The sequence below is a fragment of the Vreelandella olivaria genome (assembly GCF_023507745.1).
GTDB lineage: Bacteria > Pseudomonadota > Gammaproteobacteria > Pseudomonadales > Halomonadaceae > Vreelandella > Vreelandella olivaria_A.
Window position 1 is genome coordinate 216,357 of sequence record NZ_JALPZO010000066.1, and the last position, 16,352, is coordinate 232,708.

The window sequence follows — 16,352 nt, forward strand, 5'->3', positions numbered from 1 at the left end:
CTTTATTATGGGGTCAGCCCGTTTTTTATTGGCCGAAGAATCCCCCGGTCGCTGACTACTGCATCAAGGGGGATATCCCACTCCTCCACAGGTAGGGTTTCAACATGCTGGCAGGCGTGGGCGACCCCTATCAAAGCTGGCGAGGGGCCCGGGCGGCGCATAAAAGCAAGGCTACGGTCATAAAATCCGCCACCCATGCCCATCCGGTTTGCCTGCTCATCAAAGCCCACCAGCGGCACAATGAGTGTATCCAGTGCCCAGGCAGGAAGACGATTATGCCTGTTGGCTGCAAAGCGTGGGCAGGGTTCCACAATACCAAAACGATTTTTGACCATTGGCGTGGTATCACGGTAGGCCACAAACCAGAGACGATTGGCACTGAAAGGGCGCAGTACCGGCAGGAATATCTCGACGTTACGTTGACGCAACCAGGGTAATAGAAGGGTGGGGTCAATCTCGCCGTTCACTGGCAAGTAGAGACTGATACGTTTGGTGCGGCGAAGTTCTGGCAGGAGTTTTAAGCGTTTACACAGTGAAATGGCGGCTTGGCGCTGCTCGTGTGGAGAAAGTGCTCGCCGCCTGCGCTTAAGCTCGCGTCGCAGGGCACGCTTATCGTCAAACACGCGGCTGTTACAAATGGTCTTATGTAAAGTGATATCGTGCATTACAAAGTGTTCCCCAGAGTGCCGCTGTCGTTCTGGCCCTGAACCTACTGGTTCAGGTGGGTGGCCGCAGCCAGACCGTCAGGCTTTCCGACGCACGGACATGCACACGGGCCTGGCTAGCATTTGGCCCCCTGGGTACTGCGCATAGGCTCGAGGGACTATAACGACTGGCGCACACCCCAGAGAACTCCTCTATCCTAACAGAGCCGGTGCTAATGCCAAAGTATCGGTTAAGGTTCTTCGTGGCGGCGCGTTTTGGCCAATGCCCGTTCAAGCTTGTCATTTAAGCGACTTAGGTTGGCTTCACCGGCGCGATGCTCGTCTAATGTTTCAAGCAATTCGTGGGTAATATTGAGGGCTGCCATAATAGCGACACGCTCACTGCCAAGCACGCTGCTTTGGGCATTGATACCTTGCATGGCGCGGTCTAAATAGCGAGCAGCGCGCTCAAGCTTGGCTTCTTCCCCCGAATCGCAGGCAATGATATAGCTGCGTCCCAGTAGGGTGATTTCTTTGGTTGGCCGCTTAGCGTTACTCATCAAAGGCTCCAGCACGGGCCAGTAAGGGGCCCAATGCGTTAACATCACTACAAAGGAAGGGTGGCTGTGCTCACTATAAGAGAGCCGCTTGCGCGGGGTCAACGCGCAGAGGTGAGCGCTATGCTATTCCCCTAAGTTATGAGGGCACTGTTTTGATGAGCATGTTTTGATGAGCGCGTGTGGCTTATTTATCTCCATTACCTGTAAAGCGAGTTATTACCATGTCTCTTATTGACGAACGCCAGGACTTTTCTGACGTTGCGGATGTTTTTCTACTTCATGGCAGCATGCAGTCTCCCGCTTTTCTGGATGGACGCCTGTGTGCATTGCTGGCACTGCGTGATATCTCTGCTGAGGCTTGGCTTGAGGAAGTTTGCCTGAGTCTGGGAGTTGAGCAACCCCGTGATCCTGCCAGTGCGGAACGGATACTAGGCTGGCGCCGCCAAACACTGGAAGCGCTGAGCGCCAGTGATATGAACTATGCACCGCTACTTCCCGATGAGCTGTTTTCCCTGGGCGAACAAGCCCAGGGGCTTAAAGAGTGGGTGTTGGGCTTTATGGAAGTGGTTGAAGAGGCGGTTGACGACACATTGCGTGAACGCTGGTCACCAACGCTCCAGGAGGCTATTGATGATCTGGCAAGTCTAGGGCAGATCGAAACCAATATTGATGATAACTCTGAAAATGAGAATGATCTGTTTGCGTTAACTGAGCATGCCCGTATGGCCGCTATGCTGCTCTATACCGAGCAGCATCCTGGGCTGCCACAGGTAGAGCAAACCGACGCCCCCGTACATTAAACTGCCAGGAGTTGTTATGTTGCCCGAGTTACTGCCCCGCCCAGCTGCTATTGCGCCTGAGGAGTACCGTCAGCGCCGAGAGGCCTTAATGGCACAGCTGCCCAAAGGGGCGGCGCTTATTGTGCCCGGTGCATCGCTGGTAACGCGCTCCCATGATAGCGAGTATGCGTTTCGTCAGCAGAGTGATTTCTACTACCTGACAGGTATTCAGGAGCCTGATGCATTGCTGGTGCTGTTGCCTGGTCGTGAAGCAGGCCAAAGCGTGGTGTTTTGCCAGGACCGCGATCCCACCATGGAGTCCTGGACTGGACGACGGTTGGGCGCCCATGGGGTGGAGAGCCTGCATGGCATTGACCAAGCGTTTGAAAATGCGGATCGAGATGAGCAGCTATCAGGTCTGCTAGTGGGGTGTGACTTACTGTATCTCCCACTGGATAACTCCGAGGCCATTAGTATCGCCGAAGAGGCCCTGGCCAATGCCCAGGCAGGGCAGCGCCGTGGTAAACCAGCGTTGAAAGGGTGGCTGGACAGTCGCCCGTTGATTCATGAAATGCGCTTGATCAAAAGTCCCACTGAAATAGCGTTACTGCGCCATGCAGCCGTTATCTCGGCTCAGGCGCATATTCGCGCCATGCGTACCTGTCGTGTCGGGTTAAGCGAATACCAGTTACAGGCAGAGTTGGAGCATGAATTTGTTTGGCAGGGAGCCAGTGGGCCTGCTTACAGTACAATTGTTGGCGGTGGCGCAAATGCCTGTGTGTTGCACTATATTGAAAATAGCGCTGTGTTGAAGCCAGATACGCTGGTACTGATTGATGCTGGGGCTGAGTTTGATCTCTATGCTGGGGATATTACCCGCACTTTCCCCGTCAATGGCCGTTTCAATGAAGCACAACGTGCCCTGTATCAAGTTGTGCTTGATGCCCAGGAGCGTGCCATTCAGGCCGTTGCTCCCGGAGTTACGCTAGTCGATATCCATCAGGGTGTTGCCTGGGACCTCACCGCTGGACTCATCGCGTTGGGGCTGCTGGAAGGGGATGTGCAGGCGCGAATCGATGATGAGAGCTATCGGCGCTTTTATCTGCACTCTACATCTCATTGGCTGGGATTGGATGTACACGATGTAGGCAGCTACCGACTGGATGAAGAAACGCCGCGTCCTTTAATGGCTGGCATGGTGATAACCATTGAGCCCGGTCTCTATATCCCCTGTGAGGATGATATTCCGGTGGCCTATCGCGGGATGGGTATTCGTATTGAGGACAATATTGCGGTGACCTCGTCTGGACATGAAGTGCTTACCTCAGGCGCACCTAAGCAGATAGCTGAAATTGAAGCACTAATGGTCAAAAAATAACTAGTAAGCAATGTAAAGTTTTTGTTTATGTAAAATACGTTACGAAATTACATTTCTATCAATGGCTTCGCGGAGAGGGCAATGCAACAGGCTGAGCGAGAGGGGCAAGCATTTACTCACGATATCGCGATAGTGGGAGGTGGGTTGGTGGGTGCTAGTCTGGGCTGTGCACTGTCCCCGCTTATAGAGCGCTATGGGTGGCGTGTGGCGATTATTGAATCGGCAGCCCTACCTAAAAATGCCCAGGAGGTATCTTGGCAGCCGAGCTTCGATGGCCGGGCCAGCGCTATCGCAGAAGGCTCTGCCCAGCGTTTTAGCCAACTGGGTGTATGGGAAGAGATGCGCAAGGAAGCCGCTCCCATCAAGCGCATTCACATTAGTGAACGTGGGCGTTTGGGAGCCGCACGATTAAGTGCTAGCGAGCTGGGCGTGGAAGCATTAGGCCATGTTATTCCCAACGCCTGGATGGGGCGCGTACTGCATCAAAAGCTGCAGCAGTTAGCCATTGAGTGGTATTGCCCTGCCAAGGTAGATCAGTTGACGCCCAAGGCCAAGGGCCACCACTTGGTGCTATCTAATGGCAGTGAATTAACGGCACCGCTTACTATACTGGCTGACGGTGGACGTTCTGGACTCAAAGAGCAATTGGGTATCAGTAGCCGTCATTACTCCTATGAGCAAGCCGCGTTAATTGCCCATGTGGGCGTCAGCCAGCCCCATCAAGGGGTTGCCTACGAGCGTTTTACAGCGCAAGGACCAATAGCACTGTTACCCCTACCAGGCCAAGCCATGGAGCTGGTGTGGACGCATGGCAGCGGCACTGAGCAAGCGCGACTGGCCCTTTCCGACCGAGAGTTTCTGCATCAGCTGCAGGCTGCCTTTGGTGATCGTGTGGGACGCTTTACCCATGTTGGCCAGCGCCTTAGTTACCCCCTGTCTCTGGTGACGGCTGAAGAGCCGGTAAGGCCTGGGTTGGCAGTGTTGGGCAACGCGGCCCATGCATTACATCCCGTTGCGGGCCAAGGGTTCAACCTGGCGCTACGCTCGGTGATGGATCTGGTTGAGGCGTTGGAGCGGGGTGCTCAGAGTCAGCGAGCGCTGGGTGATATGGAGACGTTGCTGGCCTTTGAGCAGTGCCGTGCCCAGGACAGGGCTAATGTGATTCGGTTTAGTGATGGCTTGGTGCGGTTGTTTGGCTACTCGTTGCCGTTGCTCTCTCATGCACGGGCGGCTGGGCTGGTGAGTCTGAACTTGATTGGCCCCCTGCGCCGGGGGCTGGCGCGGCGTGCCATGGGGCTGGAGCGTTAGTGAATGCGCTGTTGTAAACCGGTGTGTAGCAGCACAACGTTAGTAAAATAGGGAGTGCGATGAAGACGCAAACAGCGGCAACGAAAACTCCGGTTGAGCATTTCGATGCGGTAGTGGTCGGCGCTGGCATGGTAGGTACGGCGCTGGCGGGGTTACTGGCGAAGGCAGGTATGCAGGTGGCATTGGTCGAAGTAAAAGACACTCCGCTAATGCTAACAGCCTTTGGAGATCATGACCCCCTGCCAAGGGTGAGCGCACTGACACCGGTTTCGCAACGGCTGCTGACCCACCTGGGCGCCTGGCCCGCCATAGCGGCGACACGAGTGACGCCCTACCGCTATATGCAGGTGTGGGATGCTGAAGGTAGTGGCAATATCCACTTTGCGGCTGATGAGGCGGGCACGCCGGTACTCGGCCATATTGTTGAAAACGACGTCACTTTGGCAGCGCTTCATGAGAAAGTGCTGGCGCTGCCAACGGTAAGCACGTTCTTTGGAGCGACAGTGAGTGCTCTGCAAACCACTGACACAGGCCGTTGGCTGGTGCTCAATGATGGTCGCCAGCTACATGCGCCACTACTAATCGCCGCCGACGGTGCACGCTCTGCCTTACGTAAACTGGCCGGCATCACGGTATCGGAAGATGCCATGGGGCAGGATGCAGTGGTTACTACCGTGCATTGCGAAAAAAGTCATGGCGCCACGGCGCGGCAGGCATTTATCGCTGGAAGCCCGCTGGCCTTTTTACCCCTTACCGTAAAGGGGGATGATCGCTACTGTTCCATCGTCTGGTCAACAACGCCGCAGCACGCAGAAGAACTGGTGGCTCATTCCCGTGAGGAGATGGGGATGGCGTTGGAGGGTGCCTTCGGCCATCGGATGGGCAAGGTACGGGTGGTGGATAGTGCCTACCGTTTCCCCCTGGTGCAGCGCCATGCGGCACACTATGTAGAGCCGAACTTTGCACTCGTTGGCGATGCTGCCCACAGTATCCATCCGCTGGCGGGGCAAGGGGTAAACCTGGGCTTTATGGATGTGGCCGTGCTTGCGGAAGAGGTTATCCGCGCATGGCAGCGCGGCGCACCCTGGGGAGCGTTATCCACGCTGCATCGCTACGAGCGCCGTCGTCGTCTCGATAACAGCGCAATGCTGGGGCTTATGAAAGGCTTCAAAGTGCTGTTTGGCAGCGAAGCGCCAGTCTTAACATTGGCACGCAATATGGGCATGAGTGGCATGAATCAGTTGGTGCCGTTAAAGCGTGTGATTATGCGGCAGGCCACCGGCGAACGGGGGCGCCTGCCGCTATCGTGCCGTTAGCGATGCCGACGATCCACCACGTTGAGCGCCTTAAGAAGATTCAGAGCTTCGCTAAGCTGGTAATCATCGCGTAGCCGCTCTGCCGCAGCTGCACGTTCTCGTGGTGAGGATTGACCGCTTAGATGGCCATCAAGGTCAGCTTCACGAATTTCACGTCTTCCTTCAGCGACCTCCAGACGGCCGCGCACTACCTCCACGTCCGGCTCAATACCCTGTGCCTGTATTGAGCGGCCATTGGGTGTGTAGTAAAGCGCGGTGGTGAGCTTAAGCCCTTCACCATTGCCCAGCGGCATAATCTGTTGAACCGAGCCCTTACCAAAACTTTCGGTACCCATAATGACGCCCCGGCGCTGATCCTGCAGCGCGCCGGCAACAATTTCAGCCGCCGACGCACTACCGCTATTGATCAGTACCACCAGTGGCACATCGCTTGCCGGAGTGTTCGATGAGGCTGAAAACGACATTTCAGTATCGGAAAGCCGTCCCTCGGTGTAGACAATCAAACCTTCATCAAGAAACAGATCAGCAATGCCGACGGCAGCCTGTAGTACGCCACCTGGATTATTACGTAAATCAAGGATGAGGCCATCAAGTGGCTGGTCACGTCCCATACGCTCCAGGGCCTGGCGTGCCTGGTCGGTAGTGCGTGACTGAAACTGACTGATACGCAAGTAGCCGTAGCCAGGCTCCAGCAATTCGTGTTTGACGCTTTCACTACGAATGATTTCACGGGTTAGGGTAAATTCGCGCGGTGCGTCCTCTCCTGAACGCAGCACAGAAATATGTAGTTGGCTGCCTGGCTCGCCACGCATCAGGCTTACCGCTTCCTGAAGCGACATACTGTCGGTGGGTGTGCCGTCGATGGCGACAATAATATCCCGGGAAAGCAGGCCTGCGCGGGAAGCAGGGGTGTCATCAATGGGGGTAATCACCACTAAATGACCATTTTCGGTGCCTACTTCAATACCAATGCCACCAAACTCGCCTTGGGTCGATTCGCGGAGGCTTTGATACTCCTCTTCATCCAAATAGGCTGAATGGGGGTCCAGTTCACTTAGCATGCCACGCATGGCATTGCGTAACAGCGTGCGATCATCCACTTCTTCCACGTAGCCGCGCTTGATGCGCTCAAACACTTCGGCGAAGGTCTGAATCTCTTCCAAAGGGAGATCGTCTACGGCGCTATTACCAGTAGGTTGGGCCGCCAAAGGTAGCGGGGCTAACAGCAGGGCGAGTGGTAACAGGCTAGCCAAGAACCGCTTGGCGGGTGCCGGTACCTCGGTAACAGATAGCGTCATGCAGACTCCGCAGGGCGAAAGGCAGCGCGTCACTGCGCTGCATTAGTTTAGACATTGATACTGGATTGGACATGAATAAAGTCAGCTTATCCCGTCAGCGGCGTGCAATCCAACGTTGAGGGTTAATTGGTTCTCCACCCCGACGCACTTCAAAGTAAAGAGCGGAGCCGGCCTGACCACCACTGTTGCCCACCCTGCCAATTTCATCGCCGCGGCTTACCTGCTGGCCAGGGCGTGCACTGAATTGCTGTAAATGAGCATACAACGTCATGATCTGGTCACCATGATCAATGATCAGTAGATTGCCAAAACCGCGCATCCAGTCAGCGAACACTACACGGCCGGTATGCACTGCCGTCACCGCCGTGCCTTCACTGGCCTGAATCACAATGCCGTTATAGTGCATGCCGCTACGCCGCTGAAAATCTGCGGTAATGGATCCTTGCACAGGCCAGGGTAAATCGCCCTGCGTGCGGGTGATATGGGTGGTGGGAGTCGGTTCGGACAAGCGGGCCAGTTCTGCCTGAATAGCCCGTAGTTGCTGCTCGGCCTGCTCTCGGCTCTGATTAAGGTCAGCCAGGCGGTCGGCTTCACTGCCGTAACGATCATCCAGAGTGGTTACGACACTGCGTCGCTCCAGCGTACGTTGAGCCAGCAAGGCGCTTTGGGCTTCAAGCTCCTCGGATAGCGCATCAAGCTGAGTTTGTCGTTCGTCAAGCTCCGTTTGTGTATCCGCTAGCGCCGTGTCCAGCCGTGCTATATCTGCCAAACGCCGCTGACGTGCCTGGTTTAACCGGTTAAGGTAAGCCTGCATGCGGTCAAGTTCAGCCGGATCGCTTTGGTTAAGCAGTAGCTTAAGCTGTGGTGTTGGCCCCAGCCGGTAAAGAGCAGCCAACTGCTGCGCTAGCGCAGCATACTGACCAGCGCGTTCTGTTTCCAGGCGGTCACGATGCCGATGCAACTGATTCATCTCGTCATCGAGCTGGCGGCGTTGCTGTTGCAGCTCATCCAGCCGCTGGTGAGTTTGAGCAAGTTCCGTTTCCACTGCCTGCAGCTCTCGCTCGGCACTGTCCCTGGCTTGCCCGGTTGCACTGAGTCGCTGGGACAGCGACTCAATCTCCTGGCCCAGGGTATCCAGTTGCTGGCGCGCGGCACGTTCATCCTGCCCGAAACCAACGGGTGAGCACAGCAGCAGTAACACTGCGCTGAGTGCCACCACTCTCCGTATTGCCATTAATTCAGGCGAATCAGCGGTTTCCCGGTCATTGCCTCGGGAATAGGTTGATTCATCATGGTCAACAGTGTCGGCGCTAAATCACACAGACGGCCATCCTCCAAGGTGCCTTCTCTTTCGCCGACATAAATCAGGGGTACCACAAAGGTAGTGTGGGCGGTTTGTGGTGCACCGGTTTCCGGGTGGACCATCTGCTCGGCATTACCGTGATCGGCAGTGATCAAGCAGGCTCCACCTGCGCGTTCAATGGCTTCCACGATGCGGCCAACACAAACATCAACGGTTTCAATGGCTTTCACCGCAGCGTTAAAGTCGCCGGTGTGACCAACCATATCGCCATTGGCGTAGTTACATACCATTAAATCAAAACGTCCACTGTCGATGGCCTCCACCAGTTTGTCGGTGATTTCAAACGCGCTCATTTCGGGTTTTTCGTCGTAGGTTTTCACATCCCGTGGTGAAGGAATCAGGATGCGCTCTTCCCCTTCATATTCGGCTTCGTTACCACCAGAGAAGAAGAACGTGACGTGTGGGTACTTCTCGGTTTCAGCAATGCGTAACTGGGTCAGGCCACGTTTGGCAACTACCTCGCCCAGGGTATCGGTCAGGTCGGTGGGCGGGAAGGCGGCAGGGGCCGGAATATCAGCTGCATACTGGGTCATCGTCACCAGGCCGTCGCCAGCAAGCAAAGGGCACATGCGGCGCTCAAAACCGCTGAAGTCAGGCTCAGTGAAGGCGCGGGTTAGCTCTCTGGCGCGATCTGAACGGAAGTTGAGGAAAATTGCCGCATCGCCATCCTGTAAGGTAATGGGCTTACCATTGTCTGGCACACTGGTGGCGGCCACGAACTCATCGGTTTCCCCTCGTTGGTAGGCGTCGCGCAGGGCGGTTTCAGCGCTGGAGGCGATGTACTCGGCATGTCCCTCGGTGAGCAGGCGGTAGGCTTGCTCTACGCGCTCCCAGCGGTTGTCTCGATCCATGGCGTAGAAACGACCAATAACGGAAGCGACAAAGCCATGATCGGCTCCCACCAGCTCTGCCAGACGAGCATTGGCGCGCTCAATGGACGTCAATGCGCTTTGTGGTGGCATATCGCGCCCATCCAGGAATGCATGGATATAAATGCGCTGGGCACCGCGTCGTGCTGCCAGTTCTGCCATGGCAATAAAGTGGTCTTCATGGCTATGTACACCGCCAGGCGAAAGCAGCCCTAGCAAATGTATGGCACGCCCGTTGGTCACTGCGTCATCAATCGGTTTTGTGAGTACATCGATCGTATCCAGGTCGCCATCTTCAATTGCTTTGGTGATGCGGGTGAAATCCTGGTACACAATACGACCCGCGCCGAGATTCATATGGCCCACTTCTGAATTACCCATCTGCCCGTCAGGCAGCCCTACGTGGCGGCCGTCGGTGTGGACAAAGGCGTGGGGGCGGTTGTTCCAAAGTGTATCCATCACCGGCGTGTTGGCCGCGGCCACGGCATTGTGGGCGCTGTCAGGGTTGTGGCCGTAACCGTCCAGAACGATCAGTGCCACGGGGCGTGGAGTAGATGTAGCCATAAAAAAAACCTCGTTAAGTTGGTCAGCCAAGCGACGGGAGGCGCTGTTTGAAACGCTGTTGAGAGTATCGTTGAGGGAGTCTCAAACAGTTTTCAGACAACACCTGATGAATCGGGGTCGCGACAGACGTCCGCTTGGGGCATCATAACGCAGGCAGCCGTTTGGCGTCATGGCCTGCGCGGAATGCCGTGTGACGTGTATACTTGTCGCGTTTCTGACAGTGGCTAGGCCGCTTTTTTCTGCATAGACCAAGAGATTGTGTTCACGATGATCGATCAGCTGTTCGAATTCGTAATGAACCACCCCCTTCTAGTGGGGGCATTTTTGCTGGTACTGGTAGCGTGGATTGCCTATGAAACGCGCAGTGCAGCCTCGAATGCCGTGACCTCAACCCAGGCCACCCAGCTTATCAACCGCGAAGACGCAGTGGTGCTGGATATTCGAGAAAGCAAAGACTTCAAGGCCGGGCATATTGCCGGTGCCCGCAACATTCCTCAAAGCAGCCTCGACAGCCGCATGAGTGAACTGGAGAAAGTGAAAAACCAGCCGATTATCGTGGTATGCAAGCATGGCCAGAGCTCCGGCGCTGCCCAGGCAAAGCTTGCCAAGGCGGGTTTTGAGCATGCAACCAAGCTCAAAGGCGGCATGATGCAGTGGCAGGCCGATGGTCTTCCAGTGGTTAAAAAGTAATTAACCGCTGTGTATTGCCGCTTACCTTTATATTTATTGGATGAACAATCAGGAGTATCCCAATGGCGGAAGATAACAACACCCCGCAGGCAGGCGCCGCAGAAGGTGAAAAGCCCAAACTGAAGTTCTCTCTACAGCGTATTTATGTGAAAGATATCTCGTTTGAAGCGCCCAATTCTCCCTCTGTGTTTAAGCAGGCATTCAAACCCAAGGTCAATCTGGACCTTAACACCACCAGCAAGAAAATTGCTGATGACCAGTACGAAGTGGTCGTCAAGGTGACTGCCCAGGTGAATGATAGCGAAACGGGCACTACCTCATTCCTCGCTGAGGTTGAGCAAGCGGGCTTGTTCCGCATCGCTGGCATTGAAGGTGCACAGCTGGAACAAACATTGGGTGCATTCTGCCCCAATCTGCTGTTCCCGTATGCCCGCGAATGCGTTGATAACCTCGTCAATCGTGGTGGCTTCCCGCCACTGATGCTGGCGCCGGTAAACTTTGAGGCCATGTACGCCCAGCGCAAACAGCGTGAAGCACAGCAGGCCAAGCAAGCAGCTGAGAATACCCACTAAGCAATGCAAGTGGCCGAGTGGTACACCTTACACGGCAAGATGCCCCGCCTCTACGTACCTGCCGCGTTTGCGGCAGGTGAACGCTTGACACTTCCAGAAGGCCCCGCACGACACGTTACCCGGGTGCTGCGTATGGGGGAAGGTGATCCGTTGGTACTATTCGACGGCTATGGGCAGGAGGCGGGTGTGCATTTGGCCGATATTGGCCGCAAGCAGACCACGGTGAGTATTGAGGCGGTCTGGCCGGGCAGTGGTGAGTCGCCCCTGGCGGTACATCTTGGCCAGGCAATCTCCAAAGGTGATCGCATGGATTACGCCATCCAAAAAGCCGTGGAGCTTGGTGTGGCAGCCATTACCCCGCTCTATACGGAGCGGGGGGATGTGCGCTTAAAAGGCGAGCGTGGAGAAAAAAAGCGAGCGCATTGGCAAGCCGTGGCAGCGAGTGCATGTGAACAGTGCGGGCGCGCAGTCGTGCCCCCTGTCTATCCTCCACAGCAACTTGAAGAGTGGCTGGCAGAACGCCATGAGCCGCTACGCTTGATGCTCCATTTGGCCACTGGCAACGCCTTTGCCCATCACGCTCCACCTGAGTCCATAGCGCTGTTAATCGGACCGGAAGGGGGCCTGAGCGACACAGATATCAGTGTAGCCACAGGCAATGGCTTTACGCCGTTAACGCTTGGGCCGCGGGTACTCCGTACTGAAACAGCTCCCGTTGTTGCATTAACGCTGTTGCAACACCACTTCGGTGATTTGTAAGTGCTTACTATCAGGCCGCTATCCTGCATAGCAGTGATAGCGGCTTTTTTGTGTCTGACGACTGAGCCTTTCAGTGTTGCTTTGCCTTGTGTTGGCAAGGGGCCATAATAAAGATCTATTTTCTGTAAGGACGGCACCCATGGTCCGTGAGTCACACTCATCCCCTCGATCCGTCAGTGATGCAGCTGCCCAGTTGGGTGAAGTGGCGTACCTAACGGTTACGGCCGTCAATAATATTGGCGCATTTTTACAATGGGGGCAGCCGAAGGATGTGTTGCTACCGTTTAGTGAACAACATTTCCGTCCTGACCCAGGTAAAAGAGTGCTGGTGATGTTGTACAGCGACGACCAGGGTCGGCCAGTTGCCTCAATGCGCCTTGATCGCTTTTTAACCGATGATGCCTGGGCCCTTGAAAAGGGGGATGAGGTATCAGTGGTGGCGGCAGACCGAACCGATTTAGGTATGAAAGTGGTGGTTAACCATCGCTACTGGGGATTGATCTACCAGGATGATATTACCCAGCCATTGCGCCGAGGGCAGTCACTCAAAGGGTATGTTAAGCAACGTCGGGATGATGGCCGGGTGGATATTTCATTACTTCCCCCAGGAGCGGCTCGCCTGGATGTCGTGGGTGATAAGGTGCTGAAAGCACTACGTGAAAGCGGCGGCTATCTACCTTTGGGAGACAAAAGCGAAGCCCACGAGATTAAAGCACGACTGGGCGTCAGTAAAAGCGCCTATAAGCAAGCCATCGGGCGGCTGTATAAGCAGCAGTTGATCACGCTGGAACCTGATGCTATCCGGCTTGTACCCGGTGTGCTAACCGAGTAGCCACTGCCTGAGGTTGGAGCCATGCAGACAGTGCGGCATACTGCTTACCTATTGTTCATGTATGGATTGTACCCCGATGAGCCAATCAACGTTGCATCTCGGTGTGGTGATGGATCCCATCAGTGACATCGCCTACAAGAAAGATACCACTATGGCCATGCTGTGGGAGGCCCAGGAGCGTGGCTACACGCTGCACTATATGGAGCAGGAGGACCTGTTCCTGAATGCGGGGCAAGCCTATGCACGTATGCGGCCATTAACGGTGCATCGTGATCCACATCATTGGTACGACCTGGGAGAAGCAGATCAACGCCCTCTGGTTGAGTTGAATGTGGTGTTAATGCGTAAAGACCCGCCGGTCGATGCTGATTTTACCAATGCGGTTCATCTACTCGGTTTTGCAGAGCGGGAAGGCGTATTGGTGGTCAACCCAACGGCTGCCCTGCTGCAGTGCAATGAAAAGTTATTTGCTCAGCAGTTCCCGCAGTGCTGTGCGCCCACGGTGGTATCCAGCCGAGACGATGTGTTGCGTATGTTCCACGCCGAGCATGGTGATGTGATCTTTAAGCCGCTTGATGGCATGGGTGGCACCGGTATTTTTCATATCGGCCCAGATGGCCGCAATATGGGAGCTGTGATTGAGCAGCTGACGCTGCGTGGCCAGCGACAAATTATGGCGCAACGCTACCTGCCTGAAATTAAGGATGGCGATACACGCATCCTGATAGTGGATGGTGAGCCCGTGCCCTATGGGCTGGCACGGATACCTTCTGCTGGTGAAACCCGGGGCAATCTCGCGGCTGGTGGGCGTGGCGTAAGCCGCGAGCTGACTGAGCGCGACCACTGGCTGATTAAGCAGGTACAGCCCATGATCCGCGAAAAAGGACTAATGTTTGTGGGCTTGGACGTCATTGGTGATTACGTCACCGAAATTAACGTTACCAGTCCCACCTGCGTGCGTGAAATCGATGACCAACGTGGCACCAATATTGCTGGGATGCTGCTGGATGCTATTGAGCGTCGACTGGCCTAACCGTTGAACGTATTCGCTAAATGACGCGAGGCCTGCCGAATGATGGGCGGGCCGTAGGAGACGCATGCAAAGTTTAAAGCACCACTTTTTAATGGCAATGCCGCACCTGGATGATCCTAACTTCGCAGGTAGTCTGATTTATCTTTGCGACCATGATCACAATGGTTGCATGGGGGTGATTGCCAATCGGCCACTCGAAATTACGCTGGATGCTCTATTTGAGCAGCTATCGTTAGGTGGTGACGATAGTCCCTATCGCAATGCACCAGTTTACTATGGTGGGCCCATGCACAAGGATCGTGGCTTTATTTTGCATATTGGTGATAGCCAGGAGTGGGATTCAAGCGTTCAGGTGGAGGATGGCATCGCGCTGACCACATCAATGGATATTCTTCAAGCTCTGGCAGATGGCAGCGGTCCTGAGCACTTCCTGGTCTGCCTCGGCTGTGCAGGGTGGGATGTCGGACAGCTTGAAGACGAGTTAAAGGAGAACGCGTGGTTAACCGTGGAGGGACAGGGGGCTGTGTTGTTCGATACCCCACCCGCTGAGCGTCTATCTGCTGCCGCCGGAATTCTTGGCGTTGACCTTAACCTGATGACCCGTAATGCAGGGCATGCGTAATGGCTGTATTCAATGGCTGAACCAGGGCAGCGCTTGATACTTGCATTTGATTTTGGCACTCGGCGTATTGGCGTTGCGGTTGGTAATGAGCTGCTTAACAGTGCTCGGGAGTTGGCACCGCTACCTGCCCGGGATGGTATTCCTGACTGGAACCTTGTCACGCGTCTGGTGGATGAGTGGCAACCTGACCTGTTTGTGGTTGGACTACCGCTTAATATGGATGGTACCGAATCGGCAATGAGTACCCGGGCGCGAAAGTTTGGAAATCGACTGCACGGCCGCTATGGCAAGCCCTGCGACATGGTGGATGAACGTGGTTCCACTCGCGAAGCAAAGCATATTGCCCACGTAGCAGGCCACCGCGGTAACTATCGTGAAGAAAGTGTCGACGGGATTGCCGCTGTGCTGATTTTAGAGGGGTGGTTTGCCCACCAGGAAGGTCTTCCTGGTGGGCGTAAATCGCATTAAGTAACCGACACTAAAGTCCTACCGGTCCAGTGTGCCGATTTGTGCGGGTACAAACCAATGCACTGGCCGCAGATCTTTTTCGATTAGGTCATCCACTTTTAATAGCGTGGCAAAAATAGCCATCCGCATTGGGATGCCGTTATCCGTTTGGCGGAAAATCGCCAAACGCGAGTCGCCATTAAGATCCACATTCAAATCATTAGCACCCGGGCGACTATCTCGGGGGAGAGGGTGCATCACCATCGTGCTCTGGCTGCAGCGCTGGTCAAGAAAATCGCGGTTAACCATAAAATCATCGGAAAGCCCCTGAAAGCTTTCATTCATTTCATCGGTGAACCGCTCTTTCTGAATTCTCGTGGTGTACACCACATCCAGATCAGAGAAGTCACTGGCCAGTGAATCGCGCTGCTCAACACGGTGGCCGCGTGACGTTACTAAATCAATCAGTTTGGAAGGCATCTCTAGGCCGGGAGGAGAGACCAGTGTAATGCGCATTGGATCATAAAGTGACAACAGCTTAATCAGTGAATGCACGGTACGACCATATTTTAAATCACCCGTGAGCAATATATGCGCACCGTTCAGTGATTTGCCCAACCGATAAAACTCCTTATCAATCGTATAAAGATCCAGCAACGCTTGACTGGGATGCTCGCCAGGGCCATCGCCACCGTTAATCACCGGTACATGAGTGGCGGCGGCAAATTCAGCGACTGACCCCTGATCCGGATGGCGCATAACAATAGCATCGCAGTAACCACTCATTACCCGGCTGGTGTCATAGAGCGATTCGCCTTTCGCCATAGAAGAGAAGGTAAAGCCCGTCGTATCGCAAACACTCCCCCCCAAACGGCAAAAAGCAGCATTGAAGCTCACGCGGGTGCGTGTGCTTGCTTCAAAGAACAAATTACCCAGCACGGCGCCTTCCAGCACCCGGGTCACCTGGCGGCGGCTGGCTATAGGTTCCATGCGCGCTGCAACGCGCAGAAGATGGTCAACGCTTTCGCGCTGTAATGAATCGACAGTTAACAGGTGCTGGCTCATCACGGACCTCAGAGAGAAGTGGGCGTTGGGTGCAACAGGTCTTAGTGTAACCGCCAATGAAGCGCCATCGAAGCACAGCGTCACTGATTCTGAAACTTTTTTACACAATCCTCTTGCCAAGCCGGTAGCGAATCCGTAAAGTACGCATCCGCTGCCGGGGACGCATGGCGTTGCCAGCGGTGCATAAGGTTGAAAAAACCTTGGTTTGTCAGAGGGTTGGCGAAAACGCTGCCATGCTATTAAGGCACGTATT

Annotated in this window: 17 protein-coding genes and 1 other RNA gene; 11 read left to right on the forward strand and 7 right to left on the reverse strand. The window is 55.0% G+C overall.

Annotated elements, in window-relative coordinates; translation table 11 throughout:
* Positions 1–5: 5 nt before the first annotated feature.
* The 3 genes from HP566_RS06275 to HP566_RS06285 form a co-directional block, all read right to left on the reverse strand.
* Positions 6–665, reverse strand: coding sequence for a 5-formyltetrahydrofolate cyclo-ligase (locus tag HP566_RS06275; RefSeq protein WP_249976409.1), 660 nt, complete (start codon positions 663–665; stop codon positions 6–8).
* 6 nt (positions 666–671) lie between these two features.
* Positions 672–854, reverse strand: a non-coding RNA gene (gene ssrS / locus HP566_RS06280) — 6S RNA.
* A 41-nt stretch (positions 855–895) separates the two neighbouring features.
* Complete coding sequence (locus tag HP566_RS06285; RefSeq protein ID WP_249976410.1) at positions 896–1,204, reverse strand: cell division protein ZapA; 309 nt, start codon at positions 1,202–1,204, stop codon at positions 896–898.
* A gap of 221 nt (positions 1,205–1,425) precedes the next feature.
* On the opposite strand from HP566_RS06285, the gene HP566_RS06290 reads away from it, so the two are divergent.
* The 4 genes from HP566_RS06290 (at position 1,426) to HP566_RS06305 (ending at position 5,985) form a co-directional block, all read left to right on the forward strand.
* A complete protein-coding gene (locus HP566_RS06290) occupies positions 1,426–2,004 on the forward strand; it encodes a UPF0149 family protein (RefSeq protein ID WP_249976411.1) in 579 nt (192 codons plus the stop codon).
* A 16-nt stretch (positions 2,005–2,020) separates the two neighbouring features.
* The gene (gene pepP / locus HP566_RS06295; RefSeq protein WP_249976412.1) at positions 2,021–3,361 is read left to right on the forward strand and encodes a Xaa-Pro aminopeptidase; all 1,341 of its coding nucleotides are present in this window, start codon (positions 2,021–2,023) and stop codon (positions 3,359–3,361) included.
* A gap of 81 nt (positions 3,362–3,442) precedes the next feature.
* On the forward strand, positions 3,443–4,669 hold the full coding sequence (gene ubiH / locus HP566_RS06300; protein WP_249976413.1) for a 2-octaprenyl-6-methoxyphenyl hydroxylase: 1,227 nt from the start codon (positions 3,443–3,445) through the stop codon (positions 4,667–4,669).
* Between the two features lie 59 nt (positions 4,670–4,728).
* Complete coding sequence (locus HP566_RS06305) at positions 4,729–5,985, forward strand: UbiH/UbiF/VisC/COQ6 family ubiquinone biosynthesis hydroxylase (RefSeq protein WP_249976414.1); 1,257 nt, start codon at positions 4,729–4,731, stop codon at positions 5,983–5,985.
* On the opposite strand, the gene HP566_RS06310 is transcribed toward HP566_RS06305, so the two are convergent.
* The 3 genes from HP566_RS06310 to gpmI all read right to left on the reverse strand — a co-directional run bounded on the left by HP566_RS06310 (position 5,982) and on the right by gpmI (position 10,079).
* Positions 5,982–7,283: a S41 family peptidase gene (locus HP566_RS06310; RefSeq protein ID WP_249976415.1), complete on the reverse strand. Its 1,302-nt coding sequence runs from the start codon at positions 7,281–7,283 to the stop codon at positions 5,982–5,984. The two genes, HP566_RS06305 and HP566_RS06310, sit on opposite strands and share 4 nt — an antisense overlap.
* A 94-nt stretch (positions 7,284–7,377) precedes the next feature.
* Positions 7,378–8,517 carry a murein hydrolase activator EnvC family protein gene (locus HP566_RS06315; protein ID WP_249976416.1) on the reverse strand — a complete coding sequence of 380 codons (1,140 nt, stop codon included), beginning with the start codon at positions 8,515–8,517 and terminating at the stop codon, positions 7,378–7,380.
* Positions 8,517–10,079: a 2,3-bisphosphoglycerate-independent phosphoglycerate mutase gene (gene gpmI, locus HP566_RS06320; protein WP_249976417.1), complete on the reverse strand. Its 1,563-nt coding sequence runs from the start codon at positions 10,077–10,079 to the stop codon at positions 8,517–8,519. The genes HP566_RS06315 and gpmI overlap by 1 nt, the downstream gene beginning before the upstream one ends.
* Before the next feature lie 267 nt (positions 10,080–10,346).
* Between gpmI and HP566_RS06325 the strand changes: the two genes are divergently transcribed.
* From HP566_RS06325 to ruvX, 7 genes are all read left to right on the forward strand, one after another.
* Entirely contained in the window at positions 10,347–10,769 is a 423-nt protein-coding gene (locus HP566_RS06325; protein ID WP_249976418.1) for a rhodanese-like domain-containing protein, read from the forward strand.
* 62 nt (positions 10,770–10,831) lie between these two features.
* Positions 10,832–11,341 (forward strand): protein-export chaperone SecB, encoded by a 510-nt coding sequence (gene secB, locus HP566_RS06330; RefSeq protein ID WP_249976419.1) that lies wholly within the window; start codon positions 10,832–10,834, stop codon positions 11,339–11,341.
* Between the two features lie 3 nt (positions 11,342–11,344).
* Positions 11,345–12,100, forward strand: coding sequence for a 16S rRNA (uracil(1498)-N(3))-methyltransferase (locus HP566_RS06335; RefSeq protein WP_249976420.1), 756 nt, complete (start codon positions 11,345–11,347; stop codon positions 12,098–12,100).
* A gap of 139 nt (positions 12,101–12,239) precedes the next feature.
* The gene (locus HP566_RS06340) at positions 12,240–12,932 is read left to right on the forward strand and encodes a CvfB family protein (protein ID WP_249976421.1); all 693 of its coding nucleotides are present in this window, start codon (positions 12,240–12,242) and stop codon (positions 12,930–12,932) included.
* A 76-nt stretch (positions 12,933–13,008) separates the two neighbouring features.
* Positions 13,009–13,965 carry a glutathione synthase gene (gene gshB, locus HP566_RS06345; RefSeq protein WP_249976422.1) on the forward strand — a complete coding sequence of 319 codons (957 nt, stop codon included), beginning with the start codon at positions 13,009–13,011 and terminating at the stop codon, positions 13,963–13,965.
* 64 nt (positions 13,966–14,029) lie between these two features.
* Positions 14,030–14,587, forward strand: coding sequence for a YqgE/AlgH family protein (locus HP566_RS06350; protein ID WP_249976423.1), 558 nt, complete (start codon positions 14,030–14,032; stop codon positions 14,585–14,587).
* Between the two features lie 12 nt (positions 14,588–14,599).
* Complete coding sequence (gene ruvX, locus HP566_RS06355) at positions 14,600–15,055, forward strand: Holliday junction resolvase RuvX (protein ID WP_249976424.1); 456 nt, start codon at positions 14,600–14,602, stop codon at positions 15,053–15,055.
* 18 nt (positions 15,056–15,073) lie between these two features.
* Here the strand turns inward: ruvX and pyrB are convergent, their stop codons facing one another.
* Positions 15,074–16,099: an aspartate carbamoyltransferase gene (gene pyrB, locus HP566_RS06360; protein WP_249976428.1), complete on the reverse strand. Its 1,026-nt coding sequence runs from the start codon at positions 16,097–16,099 to the stop codon at positions 15,074–15,076.
* Between the last annotated feature and the right edge of the window lie 253 nt (positions 16,100–16,352).

Bases quoted from the DNA above. Each gene is read 5' to 3' on its own strand.
- HP566_RS06350 (WP_249976423.1), top strand. From the start codon at position 14,030: ATGCAAAGTTTAAAGCACCACTTTTTAATGGCAATGCCGCACCTGGAT.
- ruvX (WP_249976424.1), top strand. From the start codon at position 14,600: ATGGCTGAACCAGGGCAGCGCTTGATACTTGCATTTGATTTTGGCACT.
- HP566_RS06325 (WP_249976418.1), top strand. From the start codon at position 10,347: ATGATCGATCAGCTGTTCGAATTCGTAATGAACCACCCCCTTCTAGTG.
- gpmI (WP_249976417.1), bottom strand. From the start codon at position 10,079: ATGGCTACATCTACTCCACGCCCCGTGGCACTGATCGTTCTGGACGGT.
- pyrB (WP_249976428.1), bottom strand. From the start codon at position 16,099: ATGAGCCAGCACCTGTTAACTGTCGATTCATTACAGCGCGAAAGCGTT.
- HP566_RS06285 (WP_249976410.1), bottom strand. From the start codon at position 1,204: ATGAGTAACGCTAAGCGGCCAACCAAAGAAATCACCCTACTGGGACGC.
- HP566_RS06315 (WP_249976416.1), bottom strand. From the start codon at position 8,517: ATGGCAATACGGAGAGTGGTGGCACTCAGCGCAGTGTTACTGCTGCTG.
- HP566_RS06290 (WP_249976411.1), top strand. From the start codon at position 1,426: ATGTCTCTTATTGACGAACGCCAGGACTTTTCTGACGTTGCGGATGTT.
- gshB (WP_249976422.1), top strand. From the start codon at position 13,009: ATGAGCCAATCAACGTTGCATCTCGGTGTGGTGATGGATCCCATCAGT.
- HP566_RS06310 (WP_249976415.1), bottom strand. From the start codon at position 7,283: ATGACGCTATCTGTTACCGAGGTACCGGCACCCGCCAAGCGGTTCTTG.
- ubiH (WP_249976413.1), top strand. From the start codon at position 3,443: ATGCAACAGGCTGAGCGAGAGGGGCAAGCATTTACTCACGATATCGCG.
- HP566_RS06305 (WP_249976414.1), top strand. From the start codon at position 4,729: ATGAAGACGCAAACAGCGGCAACGAAAACTCCGGTTGAGCATTTCGAT.
- HP566_RS06335 (WP_249976420.1), top strand. From the start codon at position 11,345: ATGCAAGTGGCCGAGTGGTACACCTTACACGGCAAGATGCCCCGCCTC.
- HP566_RS06275 (WP_249976409.1), bottom strand. From the start codon at position 665: ATGCACGATATCACTTTACATAAGACCATTTGTAACAGCCGCGTGTTT.
- HP566_RS06340 (WP_249976421.1), top strand. From the start codon at position 12,240: ATGGTCCGTGAGTCACACTCATCCCCTCGATCCGTCAGTGATGCAGCT.
- secB (WP_249976419.1), top strand. From the start codon at position 10,832: ATGGCGGAAGATAACAACACCCCGCAGGCAGGCGCCGCAGAAGGTGAA.
- pepP (WP_249976412.1), top strand. From the start codon at position 2,021: ATGTTGCCCGAGTTACTGCCCCGCCCAGCTGCTATTGCGCCTGAGGAG.